General features: G+C 37.3%; 11 protein-coding genes. 4 read left to right on the top strand and 7 right to left on the bottom strand.

Features of this window, described 5'->3' with window-relative positions; translation table 11 throughout:
* Positions 1 to 95: 95 nt before the first annotated feature.
* Positions 96 to 1,679 (top strand): B12-binding domain-containing radical SAM protein, encoded by a 1,584-nt coding sequence (locus tag HGD76_RS01550; RefSeq protein ID WP_168694763.1) that lies wholly within the window; start codon positions 96 to 98, stop codon positions 1,677 to 1,679.
* A gap of 39 nt (positions 1,680 to 1,718) precedes the next feature.
* On the opposite strand, the gene HGD76_RS01545 is transcribed toward HGD76_RS01550, so the two are convergent.
* The 4 genes from HGD76_RS01545 to HGD76_RS01530 form a co-directional block, all read right to left on the bottom strand.
* Complete coding sequence (locus HGD76_RS01545; RefSeq protein ID WP_168694762.1) at positions 1,719 to 2,882, bottom strand: hybrid sensor histidine kinase/response regulator; 1,164 nt, start codon at positions 2,880 to 2,882, stop codon at positions 1,719 to 1,721.
* Positions 2,883 to 3,106: 224 nt separating this feature from the next.
* Positions 3,107 to 3,547, bottom strand: coding sequence for a response regulator (locus HGD76_RS01540; protein ID WP_168694761.1), 441 nt, complete (start codon positions 3,545 to 3,547; stop codon positions 3,107 to 3,109).
* Positions 3,492 to 5,801 (bottom strand): sensor histidine kinase, encoded by a 2,310-nt coding sequence (locus HGD76_RS01535; protein ID WP_168694760.1) that lies wholly within the window; start codon positions 5,799 to 5,801, stop codon positions 3,492 to 3,494. Before HGD76_RS01535 ends, HGD76_RS01540 begins: the two co-directional genes overlap by 56 nt.
* Positions 5,802 to 6,041: 240 nt before the next feature.
* Positions 6,042 to 7,529: a dolichyl-phosphate-mannose--protein mannosyltransferase gene (locus HGD76_RS01530; RefSeq protein WP_168694759.1), complete on the bottom strand. Its 1,488-nt coding sequence runs from the start codon at positions 7,527 to 7,529 to the stop codon at positions 6,042 to 6,044.
* 291 nt (positions 7,530 to 7,820) lie between these two features.
* Between HGD76_RS01530 and HGD76_RS01525 the strand changes: the two genes are divergently transcribed.
* Positions 7,821 to 8,225, top strand: coding sequence for a hypothetical protein (locus tag HGD76_RS01525; RefSeq protein WP_168694758.1), 405 nt, complete (start codon positions 7,821 to 7,823; stop codon positions 8,223 to 8,225).
* 35 nt (positions 8,226 to 8,260) lie between these two features.
* Positions 8,261 to 9,313: a tellurite resistance TerB family protein gene (locus tag HGD76_RS01520; protein ID WP_148766106.1), complete on the top strand. Its 1,053-nt coding sequence runs from the start codon at positions 8,261 to 8,263 to the stop codon at positions 9,311 to 9,313.
* 171 nt (positions 9,314 to 9,484) lie between these two features.
* Here HGD76_RS01520 and HGD76_RS01515 read toward each other — a convergent pair whose 3' ends face one another.
* On the bottom strand, positions 9,485 to 10,450 hold the full coding sequence (locus HGD76_RS01515; protein ID WP_148766104.1) for a bile acid:sodium symporter family protein: 966 nt from the start codon (positions 10,448 to 10,450) through the stop codon (positions 9,485 to 9,487).
* Between the two features lie 52 nt (positions 10,451 to 10,502).
* Here HGD76_RS01515 and HGD76_RS01510 point away from each other — a divergent pair, with 52 nt between their 5' ends.
* Positions 10,503 to 10,850 carry a Rieske (2Fe-2S) protein gene (locus tag HGD76_RS01510; protein ID WP_015080325.1) on the top strand — a complete coding sequence of 116 codons (348 nt, stop codon included), beginning with the start codon at positions 10,503 to 10,505 and terminating at the stop codon, positions 10,848 to 10,850.
* 101 nt (positions 10,851 to 10,951) lie between these two features.
* Here the strand turns inward: HGD76_RS01510 and HGD76_RS01505 are convergent, their stop codons facing one another.
* A complete protein-coding gene (locus HGD76_RS01505; protein WP_168694757.1) occupies positions 10,952 to 12,268 on the bottom strand; it encodes a tellurite resistance TerB C-terminal domain-containing protein in 1,317 nt (438 codons plus the stop codon).
* A 70-nt stretch (positions 12,269 to 12,338) separates the two neighbouring features.
* A complete protein-coding gene (locus tag HGD76_RS01500) occupies positions 12,339 to 13,685 on the bottom strand; it encodes an ATP-binding protein (protein ID WP_168694756.1) in 1,347 nt (448 codons plus the stop codon).
* Positions 13,686 to 13,780 lie beyond the last annotated feature (95 nt).

Below are 13,780 nucleotides of genomic sequence, written 5' to 3'. Positions count from 1 at the left end.
CAGACATCCTCTCATACAACAGGCTTGATAAAAAAGTCAATTAGTCTTAATTTTAGTTACAGTTAGATAACAAATAAATCGTGAGGGGTGATACTATGCGTGTTTTGCTAGTTTATCCAATATTTCCAAGCACCTTTTGGTCTTATGAGAAAATTCTGGCGCTAGTTGACAGAAAGGTATTGTTGCCACCATTGGGTTTGGTGACGGTAGCGGCAATTTTGCCCCAAGAATGGGAGTTTAAGCTTGTAGATCGTAACATCCGCGCTGCCACAGAAGAAGAATGGGCATGGGCAGATATGGTGATTTTCTCCGCCATGATTGTCCAAAAACAAGACTTACTTGAGCAAATTCGGGAAGCGAAAAGACGCGGTAAGCTGGTGGCTTTGGGTGGTCCTTATCCTACCTCCACACCCCATGAAGTGGAAGCAGCAGGGGCAGATTACCTGATTCTCGATGAAGGGGAACTGACTTTACCCATGTTTGTGGAAGCTGTACAACGGGGTGAAAAATCTGGAGTTTTCCGGGCTGCTGAAAAGCCTGATGTCACTGGTACACCCATTCCCCGTTTTGATTTATTAGAGTTTAATGCCTATGATATGATGTCGGTGCAGTTTTCGCGGGGTTGTCCCTTCCAGTGCGAATTTTGCGACATCATTGTTTTATATGGTCGCAAACCTAGAACTAAAACTCCTGCACAACTTTTAGCCGAGTTAGATTATCTCTATGATTTAGGTTGGCGGCGGGGTGTGTTTATGGTGGATGATAACTTTATTGGCAATAAGCGCAATGTGAAATTGTTGCTGAAAGAGTTAAAAGTTTGGATGGCAGATCATCAATATCCCTTCAATTTTGACACAGAAGCTTCCATTGATTTGGCACAAGACCAAGAAATGATGGAGTTGATGGTTGACTGTGGATTTAAAGCCGTATTTTTGGGGATTGAAACCCCAGACGAAGATAGTTTACAACTAACTAAAAAATTCCAAAATACTCGCAGTTCCTTAACTGAGTCGGTAGAAACCATTATTAGAACTGGACTGCGGCCAATGGCTGGGTTTATTATTGGTTTTGATGGTGAAAAAGCGGGTGCAGGCGATCGCATTGTCCGTTTTGCCGAACTTGCAGCTATTCCTTCTACTACCTTTGCCATGTTGCAAGCGTTACCCAATACCGCCTTGTGGCATCGGTTGACCAAAGAAGGCAGATTGCGGGAAAACCAAGATGGTAACATCAATCAAACTACATTGATGAATTTCATTCCTACCCGTCCTCTAGAAGAATTGGCTAGGGAATATGTGGAAGCTTTCTGTGCTTTGTATGACCCTGCTGCTTATTTAGATCGCACCTATCGCTGTTTTATGATGTTGGGTTCTCCCAAATGGACAGCACCAGCAAAAACACCAGAATGGGTAGTTGTCAGAGCCTTATTAATTGTAATTTGGCGACAAGGATTTAAACGAGAAACTCGTTGGAAATTCTGGCATCACTTCTTTAGTATTCTCAAGCATAATCCCAAGGTAATTGAACAATACGTTTCTACCTGCGCTCACATTGAGCATTTTATGGAATATCGGCAAATTGTCCGTGATGAAATCGAAAGTCAATTAGCTGAATATTTAGCCCAAGGTGCAGAAACACCTTATGTACCTGTTAAGGAAAAAGCAGAAGCTGTAGTTTAATAATACCCAGATCCCCGACTTCTCAAAGAAGTCGGGGATCTATTTTGTGATCGGCAAAGTCACGGTAAATGTTGAACCTACTCCCACTTGACTATTAACTGTAATTTCTCCTCTGTGGGCTATAATGCACTGTTTGACGATTGTTAATCCTAAACCACTACCAGGAATGATTCCCACATTTTCTCCTCTGTGAAATGGTTGAAATAGTTGTTTTTGATCGGTTTCTGTCATCCCAATTCCCTGATCTTGAAATCTCAAAATTACGGTTTTTTCTTGTTTGATTAATTCAAATAGGACTGTACTATCGGGAGGTGAATATTTAATGGCATTATTGAGTAAATTACTGACAATATGCTTTAATAGGGTTTCATCTCCCAAATATTCCAAACAGTTTTCGGAACTGGTAAAAATTAAATTCAACTGTTTTTCTTGGGCAAATAATTGAGATTGTTGTACTAATTCATAGCATAATTTTTCTAAGTCAAGTATATGTGGTTCGTAGAATAATTTACCTGAATCAGATTTACCAATTAATGAAGCTTCATCTAATAGATTTGATACATTTTTGATAGCAGAGCGAATCAGTTGTAAATGATTGATTTCTCCATCATTTTTCTGTCCTTGATTATGCCTTTGTAGTAATCCCGCTGCGAGAAGAATGGTATTTAAAGGGTTACGAATATCATGGGAAAGTATGGAAACAAATTCAGATTTAAGCTGATTAATTTCTTGGGATTTCAAAAGTTCCGCAGTTTTTTCTTCGACTTGAGTTTCTAATGTTTGATTAATTTGATTTAATTGTTCTAAAAATTGTTTACGTTCTATAGCATATCGTACAGAACGCACCAATGTATCTGGATTTACGTGTCTTTTGACTAGATAATCTTGCGCTCCTTGTCTCACTGCTTCAATGGCTAGTTCTTCATCATTTGTGTTAGTCAAAACTATGATGGGGTTGCTAGGATTTTGCTTGAGTAACTGGGGTATGGAAGCTAATCCTTGACTGTCAGGAAGGGTTAAATCTAACAAAATTACATCGTATTTTTCGCTGTTTAATTGGTTGATTCCGTCTTGGAGTTTTTGGACGTGAACTAAACTAAAATTTTGAGATTTTGTGAGTTTAATAAACTCTTGTAATAACCTGGCTTCTGCTAAGTTATCTTCAATTAATAGGATTTTTAATGTGGAAGTTGCAGTAATCATTCCTTGATTTTACCTCTTGCAAGTTTTCAGCCCGTCTCAGAATGAATTCTGAGTCTAATAGCAAAAGTCGTCTAAAGACGACTAAAAGAAAGTTTGTAGTCCGTTTTAACGGACTTGAGTTATTAGCCCTGATAGCGAAGCGTCGCGTAAGCCATACTTTAGTTCTGGGTGGATTATGTTTAGAACGAAATAGCCCTGGACATTGAGTAGTTTTCTTGTTATTCTCATGGTAAGGTCGCGGTAGAAAACCAAAAGTCTTCAATACTCTGGATGATTTGGAATAGCTGACTCAGATTACGAGGTTTTGTAATGTAGCAGTTAGCGTGTAAGTCGTAACTATGGAAAATGTCATCTTGATTTTTTGAAGTTGTCAAAATGATGACAGGAATGCGTTTTAGTTGAGGATCAGATTTAATTTCTGCTAATACCTCTCTCCCATCTTTTCTGGGTAAATTCAAATCTAATAAAATTAAATCAGGGTGTCGTACGTTAGCATATTCTCCTTCTTGACGGAGGTAAGTCATAGCCTTTATACCATCTGTAACTGTGACTAATTGATGAGGTAATGAACTGGTTTTTAAGGCTTCTTGAATGAGACGAATATCAGCTTTATTGTCCTCCACTAAAAAGATTATTTTGTGTGTTCCTATCATTTCGATGCTCATGATCACAACCTCTGACGGGAATGGTAAAGTAGAAAGTTGTACCCTGACCGAGTTGGGACTCTACCCAGATTCGTCCACGATGACATTCGATGATTTTTTTACAAATAGCCAAACCCATTCCTGTACCTGGATATTCGTCTCTAGTGTGTAAACGTTGGAAGATAATAAAAATGCGATCGCTAAATTGTGGATCTAACCCAATTCCATTATCTTGAACTGAAAATAACCATTCATCCTCCAATCTTTTCGCACTAATATGAATCTTTGGTGGTTGACTGCTGCGGAATTTGATAGCGTTACCAATGAGGTTCAAAAATAGCTGAATTAATTGTGTTTCATCAGCCATAACTGTGGGTAAAGGATCATGGGTAATAATTGCGCCGGTTTCCCCAATGCGTTGACGTAAATTCTTCAAAGTCCGATTTAAAGCTGTTTCTACTTCCGTGACTTGAAAAGCAATTCCTAATGTATCTACTTTGGAATATGCGAGTACGTCATCAATTAAGTTCTGCATCAAACTTACACCTTCGACAACATAACCAATAAACTCTTTTGCATCTGCGTCTAGTTCTGATTCATAGCGCATTTCTAAAAGTTGTACATAATTACCTACTTGATTGAGTGGTTCTTGCAAATCATGGGAAGCGACATAGGCAAATTTTTTCAATTCTGCATTAGAACGTTGTAGATCTTCAGCTAATTGGGCTAATTCATCAGCTTGACGTAAGACAATATTGATGATTGATTTTCGCAACTCCAATGCAGCTTTGATTTCTACATTTTGCCAAGGTAAAGATGTTAACTGCACTATTTCTTTCCATAAGTCAAATGATTTACGGGGACATAACCGGATATTTCCTTCAGATTGATCAACTGAAAAAGCCTGATGGGGATTTCCACCCCAATTTACAGTTTGAATGACTTCTGGTCGAAACCATAATACATAATTTTGCTTGGAAATGGGAATAGCTAATAAACCACTAGCGACATTTTTAAAGCTGATCGCGTCTGGATAAATACTCGGTAAGAAATTTGTGGAAAATACCTCATCTTTGACATTACTTCTCAGCCATTCTCCTAAAAAATTCAGTTCTTCCTCTTGAGGAGTATTCCCAATCAGAGTATATTTTCCAGCAAAATAGATTGCTGCACCTTCAGCATTAGTTAAATTGAGCAGATTTATTTGATTTTTGACTAAACCATCAATAAAGTTCTCTGCTTGAGACATATATTCAACCAATAGTGATTGAACTTGTTTTAAACTTATTTGATAGTCGTAGTCTTCTGTTTCTTCCTTTCCAGAAATTTCTGAAAATATGATTCTTCCTAAAAATTCACAAGCTTTCCGTAATTCATAGGAAACGTATTTAGGTGATTGATGATGACAAGCAATTAAACCCCAAAGTTTGTGATCTTTAATTAAGGAAATTGTCAAAGATGCAGCCACGCCCATATTATGTAAATATTCTAGATGACAGGGTGCAGGACTTCTGAGAATTGAATTAGTTAAATCAATTGGTTTACCGCTAACTGGGTTAATTCTAGGGAAAAGTTCGGCTGATGATTGAATATTTGTATCGGGAATAACTCTAATAGAATTTTCTAGAAATAATTGTCGTGCTGGCTGAGGAATATCTGATTCTGGATAATGTAATCCTAAATAAGACTCTAAAGTAGCTATTTTTTCTTCAGCAATCACAGAACCATGTCCATCATCACAGAATTTATATAACATTACTCTGTCAAATCCGGTCATTTTGCGGATTTCTTGCACAATGATTTGACTGAAATCACGGAGACTTTTACTTTTTTCTAAGCGATTAATTGAGGATTTAGCTAAATGATAAAAACTCAAGAAAGGAATATTTTCTTGAGATGCTGTAGGTTCTAGTTCTAAGATTAAAAATCCTTCAGAGTTACGATAGAAAGTGGCATCAAATATTGTATATTCATCCCCTTGTTTCTTAATCCAAATTTTTGTAGGATTAATAAAATCCAGATTTTCTTCTGACAACCAAAATTTGATTTTCTGGATTTGGTAAGGATCTAGTAAATCTTCTAATTCCTGTTGCACGATATCTTCTGGCGATATGCCAAAAGTGCTGAAAGTATTTTGACTAACTTGTAATATTTGTAAATCTGGCTCTTGTAAGACTAACAAAACCCCATGAGGCTGAATTTCACTAACCAAATGTATTGGTGCTTCTTTTAAGCTGGTGATATTAATATGCTGCTGCTTGACATTGATATCCATAAAACCCTTTCCCTATAATTTTGGAGCATAAAACCTGTAGGTTTAATCTAAACTCCTCACACCTATAAAAATTCTTTTCGATTCAGTACCTCTGATAGTGGCAAAGCCCACAGTTATAGTTGCCCTTACCTAATATTCTTACACAGAAGAACTAGCTGTCACCAAATATATAGATAAGAAATGTAAAAATTTACATGATTGAAGCTACAGGATTTGTGTATATATATTAAGAAATTTCTATCAAATCCAGGAACTAAACCACATCCGCATTCTATAACCATCAGGAGACATGGGTAAACCTAGATAAATAGGCATCCAGAAAATAAAGGCAGCGACAATGATAAAAGTTATAGTCACACCTACTGCCCGAATTTGCCGATAATAACTAATTAGACATTGATCAACAAACCAAGCGATCGCTATGAATGTAAATACAACCGCAGACATATAATGATAGATGAAAGTACACCTTGTTACCTCCACCCAAGGGAGGAGATTAGCCCCATAATTTATGACTAAAAATAAGCCAATCCAAGTATCAGCGGTAAGATTTTTCGGGATAAATAACCGCTTTTTTTCAATTATCGGCATCGTAATTGTGATGATTACCATACCAATTACAAAGATCATCGCCGCTAAACCAAACCACCATAAAAAAGGATTCCCCATAGCATGAACATCATAAATTACTTTACCAGCACCATTAGGTAAGGGCGGTCCAAAGACAGGTAAGGAATTCTTGGTACTTTGAGCAGTTTGATAATAATAAGCCATTGGTCGAGTTAACAATGGCCATTTATACCATGCAGCGCAATAAGGATGAACGCTAGGACTATTTCCACCTAATTGGAGATGAAAGTGTAAAATTTGTTTATGAACTTCAATAAATCCATATCTTTTATCAAGTTGGAGATGAGGAATCCAAATCAGACTATAAATAACTGCCGGAATAATTCCTAAATAGGAAAACATCTGCCAAATATTTATTTTTGTCAGATTTTGCAAGGGTGATTTTATGGTATCAGTTGGGGAATTATTAGGGTGATTAGAAAAGCGTAAATAAGAAAATAATGGCACGCGAGATGTATGATCAAATGATTGCAACCAGCGAATTATCCAAGCTGCTATCCATACACCATAAGCACCAGTTAAAAACCATAAGCCATTCCATTTTGTGCCAATACAAGCACCAAAACTGATTCCAGAGAGAATTAACCAAAACCACCGTTTTCGCTTTTCTAATGCTAATAATAATAACCATTGTCCGAGTAAACCAAAGATAACTATATAGACATTACTTAAAGCATAACGAGATTCTACTAAAAATAAGCCATCACAAGCTGTAAAAAATCCTGCCAATAAAGCAAACCGATGACGATGACTAAATTGATAAGTTAATAAAGTTATGACTACGGGAATTAATGAACCAGTTAGCGCATTTACCCACCGATAATTCCAAGGAGATAATAAGGAATCTGTGAGACTATTTACAGGATCTCGACCCAGGGGAATGTATTTACTAATCCAAATCCCCAACCCGATCAAATATTGGCTTAATGGTGGATGAGCATTAAAAAATGGTGTATGAGTAAGATAGTTGTTACCAAATTTGGCAAAATAAACTTCATCAAATACTAAAGTATTAAATCGGCTGATTCCCCAAAAACGTAAACTCAAGGAAAGTAGAAATATGCCTATTATGCCTAATCGAAACCAAGTTTTTTTCATGATGTTCTTGAGGTGTTTTTCGAGTTAGATCCCCGACCTCTCTAAGAAGTTGTTTGAAAAGTGGTATTCCGTAATTTTCATCACATTGCTACCCCCCTTAGTCCCCCCTTGTAAAGGGGGGAAACAATAAAAATCCAGTTCCCTCCCCTTTACAAGGGGAGGGTTAGGGTGGGGTAAAAAATATTTGATACATCAACCATAACTTTTCAAACACCCTCTAAGAAGTTGGGGATCTTGTTGTCCACAAATATAGAATAATAGCTCTAATACAGTCAAAAAACTTAATCTACTATGTCACAATTAGAACGACTGCTAAAAATGGCAGAAGATGAACTTACGGAGTATAGCACTGATGCCCGCAAAATGGAAAAACTCCGCCGCAAGATTAGTTTATCAGTACCATTAGCGGAACAGAGGCAACTAAAAGCGACATTATTAGCTACAATGCCATCTGGTAAAATTGCAGAAGTTGTGGAGGAGCAAAGACAGACGGTGGCCTTGCCATTTTGGGGAATTGCTGGTTTGGGTTTATTATTGGGGATTTCCCTAAATCAACCCATTGGCTTATTAGCAGCTATCGGGGGGACTGTAGCGGCTTTTAGAATTCAAAAATGGGGTTGGCAATTACAGGCAAATCGTCTATTATTACGGACACTAGAAGATATTGAAACCCGGATTTCTCAACCTAGTAATTAAGTGCAAACAACAAATTAATTGAGGAGATAGAAGTTATGACAAAGTATGATTATATTTTCAAATCGAAAGAGCCGATCAAAGAATCATTGAATGAACAAGAAGCCGTAGCGGCAATTGCGGTGATTACCACCATAGTTGATTCTGGCAGTGAAGACATAGATGCAGAAAGTTTAGCTGATATTCTCTGGGAGTTTGAGATATTTGATGAATACTCAGAAGAAGAAATGCTAGAAACGGTGGACAGACTCATAGAAATTGCCGGAGAGGCTGGATTAGGTTCTTTATTTAATGCTGCCAGTGCGGGGATTTCTGATGAGGCAGTTTTAGATGGTTTTGCGGCTGGAGTGATTATGCTTTTAGATGCGGAAAATTTAATTATTCCAGCAAATAAAAAAGTTTTTCTGAAACAACTACAAATAGCTTTAGAACTGGATGATGAAGAAGCAGAAGAAATTATTAAAGAGATAATTGACTCAATAGAAGCTGGGGATGAGGAAGAATATCTCGAAGAAGAATATGAAGCAGTCATTTTTAATGAAGCTGGTGAACAATTTTATCAATCACCTTTGGGTAACTTTATAGTTCCTATTCCTTTAAATGTTGAACAGGGAGGAAAACTGCAAACAGAGGAAGGAATGGTAAGTTTTTCGGACGATACTGGTACTTTACTCAGAATTGATTATTATCCTCTCTCTCTAGAACAAATTGGTGATCTAGAATCCCAAGAAAATGAAGTATATCTGCATGAAGTTTTGGTAGATAAATATGTGCCTCAAGCAATTATTTCTCATGTTCCTACGGCGGAAGTGAAACATAAAGAATATTGGCAAGATACTTTAGAAAGTTATTACTATGTATTAGTAAATATGCCTCAAGGTTCAACTATATCCAAGCATGAAACTAATGGCAATGGGATGAGATTAGATGCCTATAGAGGATTATTGTCCTTTGTCAATAATGAATGTTTGTATATAGTTAGTAGTCAACGCAGCTTTTTAAATGGTGAAGTACCTGGTTCTATGAAAGCAGAAGCGAAAAAAATGAAAAAAGCTATTTTAGATTTTGTGCGTACGATTGAGTTTGCCTAAATCTAAGGGATAACCCTATTTTGGGCGTAGGTCCTGCGCCCCTAATGGCTTTGGTTATAAAATATTTGGATTTAATGTAGGGGTAGCGCCTCCGTGCCTATCCCGGTATTTGGGGCAACCACAGGGGATTTGCCCCTACAAAATTGATTGGTTTAGTAATTTTGAAAATGTTCAATGAATAGAGTTGGTTGTAGCCAATTTTTTACCGTAACTAATAGCAATAAAGCCGGTTACATACATAAACAAACTGTAAACCGCAGCCGGTACTGCCATATCAGGATTGTTGAGTAGTCCAGCCGTAATTGCGATCGCTAATGTGCCATTCTGAATACCAACCTCGATGGCAATGCAGATTTGTTGAGGAGGATTGAGTTTAAACACCTTGCTAATATAAAATCCCGCCAAGATTGAGATCACATTTAACAGCACAACCGCAACTCCAACTTGGAGAATAAATTCGGGGATACTGTTCCACTCACGAATGATGAGCATGAGTATAATTAGCGCCAGCAAACCAACTGCGAGGCGGTTAGTCAGTTTTTCCAAACGACGGGCAATTTCGGGAAATAGCTGCCCCATTCCCATTCCCAATCCGATAGGCAAAAGCGTCATCAGAAAAATTTGTCCTATTGTTGCCCCAATCGGTAGGGTAATCGCCGCAGTTTCGCCAATGTAGTGCTGGTATGCAAGGTTTCCTAACATCGGAATTGTAAATACTGTAATCACACTACTAAAAGCAGTCAGTGTGACTGAAAGTGCAACATCACCTTGAGCGAGGAATGTAAATATATTTGAGGATGCTCCACCTGGGCAAAGTGCCACTATCATTAACCCCATTGCCATTGTCGGTTGCATGGGGACAACTTTAGTAATGACAAAACCAATAATAGGTAAAAAAATTAACTGACTGATTAAGCCAATTGAGACGGCTTTCGGATATTTCCTTACCCGTTGGAAATCTTCGGGTGCAAGAGATAAACCCATTCCCAGCATAATGATAGCCAAAGCTATTGGTAACATAACTTTAGTCAATAAGCTTGCTTCCATAATCAATTTTGGATGAATAATACAAAAAGATAATATCAGACTCAATGGTGGAACATCTGCAAACTGGTAACTTATGATTAGCGATCGCATAGGACACAATTGCGAGAAACTAAGAATAGGTCTTTAAAATTAGGAGAATCTCATGGCTTGGACTCAAGTTTTAGCTGCTAACGCACTGGCTGCTGGTGCGCGGGAAGTAGTCAAAGTGGGCGATCGCAAAATCCTACTCTTAAACCACGAAAATCAGCTTTATGCTGTAGATGATACTTGCCCTCACTTAAAAATGTCTTTGAAAAAAGGAAAAATCGAAGATGGGGCGATAGTTTGTCCCTTCCACCGCAGTGCATTTGATTTGGGTAATGGTGAAGTCAAAACTTGGTGTCCCTTCCCACCCGTAGTTGGTAAATTACTGTCAATGGTTTCCTCAGAAAAAACCTTACCAACCTATCCTCTGAAAGTGGAAGCAGGCAACATTTTGATTGATGTATAAGTATCTAGGGTAACAGATCCTGCACCCAGGGACTAAGATGCCATAACTCATCTATAGGGGTAAAGCACAATGCTAAACCCCTAAAATTTTCTTGCTAAAAATTAACTAATTTCTGAATATTTAGTAATCATTGTTTTCACATTTAATAAATGTTCTTCAACAATTTCGGGAACTTCGGTATTGGTTGCAATAATTAACTCACCAATAGTATTACTCGCAATTTCATTAATAGCATCAATCAAGAGATTGGGCATAGTAATATTAGCTTCAGCAATTTGTTTAATAGTAGCTCTGGGGTTATCTTGCTCAAGGATAGCTTTCAAAACTTGAATTTCATAAGCGGGGAGATGGTTTAAAAAAGTATCCCATTCCGTTGGTAAATTTCCTGTGTGATCATGTTTGCCATTTATGGAATCTAATGGTTCTAATAATTCCTCAAAAGGAAATAACTCTAAATTATCTTCTTCATTATCGGTAAATGTTTGGGGATTAATAGTTTCCACTTGTTGCAGTAATTCCCAAACTTGATTTTGCAATAAATCCCGTTCGTCTTGTAAGACAGAAATTTGATTTTGCAGTTGATTAACTTCAGATTTTTGTTCTAATGTCTTATTTTGTAAAGAATTGAGAATAGTTTCAAGATGATATTTAGTTGTACTTGTCTGTACTATTAAATCATCTTGTTTAGCAATTTTCAGTTCTTGAGTTTGAACTTCTATTCTTAGTTCATAAAGCTTTTCTTCTAGTTGTGGCTTGAGTCTTTCCAGCAAAATTACATCATTTCCTAGTTCTTGTTTTTCCTGTTTTAATATATCAATTTGAGGTTGAATTTGGTTAAGTTCGGCATGAGAAGCATGACAATTTATTTCTAATCTCCGCTTTTCTGTGATCAGATTATTGCAGCTATTATTCAGTTCTATATTACTATTTTCTAAATGGACAAATTCATTTTTAAGATTACATACTTCGGCTTCAATTTGCTTTTTCTGAGCAGCAAATGTCCCTATGTCTCGATGTAAACTATCCCTTTGACTTCGACAATCTCCAATTTGGTTTTCTAGTTGCTGAGTTTCTGTATACAATAAATTTCTATATTCTTCTAATTGCTGTATTTCTCTAACAATGCGGGATTTCAATCCTTCTATATCCCGAATGCGTCTCTGAAGAGAACCAATCATCCTCAGTTCATCATTTCTGCGTCGTTTATCAACAAGAAATGCGGCTGCATAGGTAGCCAAAACTGTAATTATCCCAGTGAGAAAGGCTTTAGGGAAATCCCAACTGGGGACGAGGCTTAAACCAAAACTGATACTAAAAGCGGCTATGCCTAAGACAACTTGATAATTAAATATTGTTGATTGGACTTTACGAGGTTTTATTGTACTCAAGTTGTTAGTATTATTAGTAATTAACGTCATTATTCCTCACATTTTCATTGGTAAATATACAGTTATAATTAGGTTCATATTACATGATAAGTGACTTTTGTCATGAGTCTATAGGAAGATTTTTAGTTTCACCAAACACAGCTAAATCTGAGTTTAAAAAGTCAATAAACTGCCTTGCGGTTCTGCCAGAACGGCCATTATGCCGAGTTGCCCATTGTAAAGCCTCAAATTCTAAATCTTCGGCAGAAATATTGATGTTTGCGGCTAAATGTTGGACAATTTGTAAATAGGTTTTTTGATCTGCGGCTGTAAAAGTTAATGTTAAACCAAAGCGATCGCTAAAAGATAACTTTTCTTGCATTGTATCCCAACCATGAACTTCATTGTTATCCTTGGGAGCAGGTCTATCAGTAAAATATTCCCGGATTAAATGGCGACGGTTAGAAGTAGCATATACAACTACGTTTTTTGGTCTAGCAGTTAAATTTCCTTCCAAAACTACTTTCATTGCTTTAAAACTATCATCATCTTCTTCAAAGGAAAGATCATCAACAAAAATAATAAATTTCTGGGGAACACCTCGCAACAATTCGACAATTTTCGGTAAATCTGGCAATTCTGACTTAGAAACTTCTATTAAGCGCAGGTTTCTATGACTATATTCATTTAATAAAGCTTTAACTAAAGAAGACTTACCCGAACCACGACTACCATAAAGTAATACGTGCAACGCAGTTTCTCCTGATAATAAAAACTCTGTGTTTTTCACTAAAGCATCTTTTTGCCACTCATAACCCACCAATGTAGACAGTTTCACCGAATCAGCATCAGCAATACCCACTAACTGCCCATTTTGCCAACGAAAAGCCGCATATTTAGCAAATAAACCAGTTCCATGTTGCCGATAATAAGCGGCTAAATCTGCCACAGCATCACCCCAATTGTCTAACTGAGGAATAGATGCGATTAAACCCATTTCTGTCCCCACTGCTTCCGGTTCTCGATACCAAACCACAGGGGAAATAGGTAAATGAGTTGCCATTTGTACCCATTCGCTTAAAACTGCACTGTTACATTCATATAAACTTTGTAGTATTTGCAAGTCATGTTGTCCAGCGACTACTAAAGCTGAGGGTAATTGCCTAAATTCCTGCTGTTGTGCCAATTTGCTCAAAGGATTATCCGCAGTGAGAATTTGCTGAATCAGATATTCTTCCCAGGTTTGATGACTACTGGCTAAAGCTTGGAAATAACTACCGTAAGCCAGGAGGCAATTCCGCCCATCTCCATCAGTGTAACGGATGGTTTGTAATAAATTCAGAAACGCTCTGCCTACGTCGCTTTCTAGGACAGATTGGTACAGTAAAAGGGACGCGGCCTGGCGTTGTAGAAATTGAACTGCCGAATAAGATGTAGTATTTGCCGTAAGCATTGCTAGATGATCCATCAATCAACTGAGTAAATTATCTCTCACTATGAGTTTAAGTATAATAGTGACTTTTGACTATGGCATTTTTATCTTAGCTGATTTGATGAAGCAAG

Source organism: Dolichospermum flos-aquae CCAP 1403/13F (genome assembly GCF_012516395.1).
Classification (GTDB): Bacteria; Cyanobacteriota; Cyanobacteriia; order Cyanobacteriales; family Nostocaceae; genus Dolichospermum; species Dolichospermum lemmermannii.
This window is presented reverse-complemented; position numbering and strand designations above follow the sequence as displayed.

Coding starts and splice junctions, on each gene's coding strand:
- HGD76_RS01550 (WP_168694763.1), top strand. CDS start 96: ATGCGTGTTTTGCTAGTTTATCCAATATTTCCAAGCACCTTTTGGTCT.
- HGD76_RS01545 (WP_168694762.1), bottom strand. CDS start 2,882: ATGATTACTGCAACTTCCACATTAAAAATCCTATTAATTGAAGATAAC.
- HGD76_RS01540 (WP_168694761.1), bottom strand. CDS start 3,547: ATGAGCATCGAAATGATAGGAACACACAAAATAATCTTTTTAGTGGAG.
- HGD76_RS01535 (WP_168694760.1), bottom strand. CDS start 5,801: ATGGATATCAATGTCAAGCAGCAGCATATTAATATCACCAGCTTAAAA.
- HGD76_RS01530 (WP_168694759.1), bottom strand. CDS start 7,529: ATGAAAAAAACTTGGTTTCGATTAGGCATAATAGGCATATTTCTACTT.
- HGD76_RS01525 (WP_168694758.1), top strand. CDS start 7,821: ATGTCACAATTAGAACGACTGCTAAAAATGGCAGAAGATGAACTTACG.
- HGD76_RS01520 (WP_148766106.1), top strand. CDS start 8,261: ATGACAAAGTATGATTATATTTTCAAATCGAAAGAGCCGATCAAAGAA.
- HGD76_RS01515 (WP_148766104.1), bottom strand. CDS start 10,450: ATGCGATCGCTAATCATAAGTTACCAGTTTGCAGATGTTCCACCATTG.
- HGD76_RS01510 (WP_015080325.1), top strand. CDS start 10,503: ATGGCTTGGACTCAAGTTTTAGCTGCTAACGCACTGGCTGCTGGTGCG.
- HGD76_RS01505 (WP_168694757.1), bottom strand. CDS start 12,268: ATGACGTTAATTACTAATAATACTAACAACTTGAGTACAATAAAACCT.
- HGD76_RS01500 (WP_168694756.1), bottom strand. CDS start 13,685: ATGGATCATCTAGCAATGCTTACGGCAAATACTACATCTTATTCGGCA.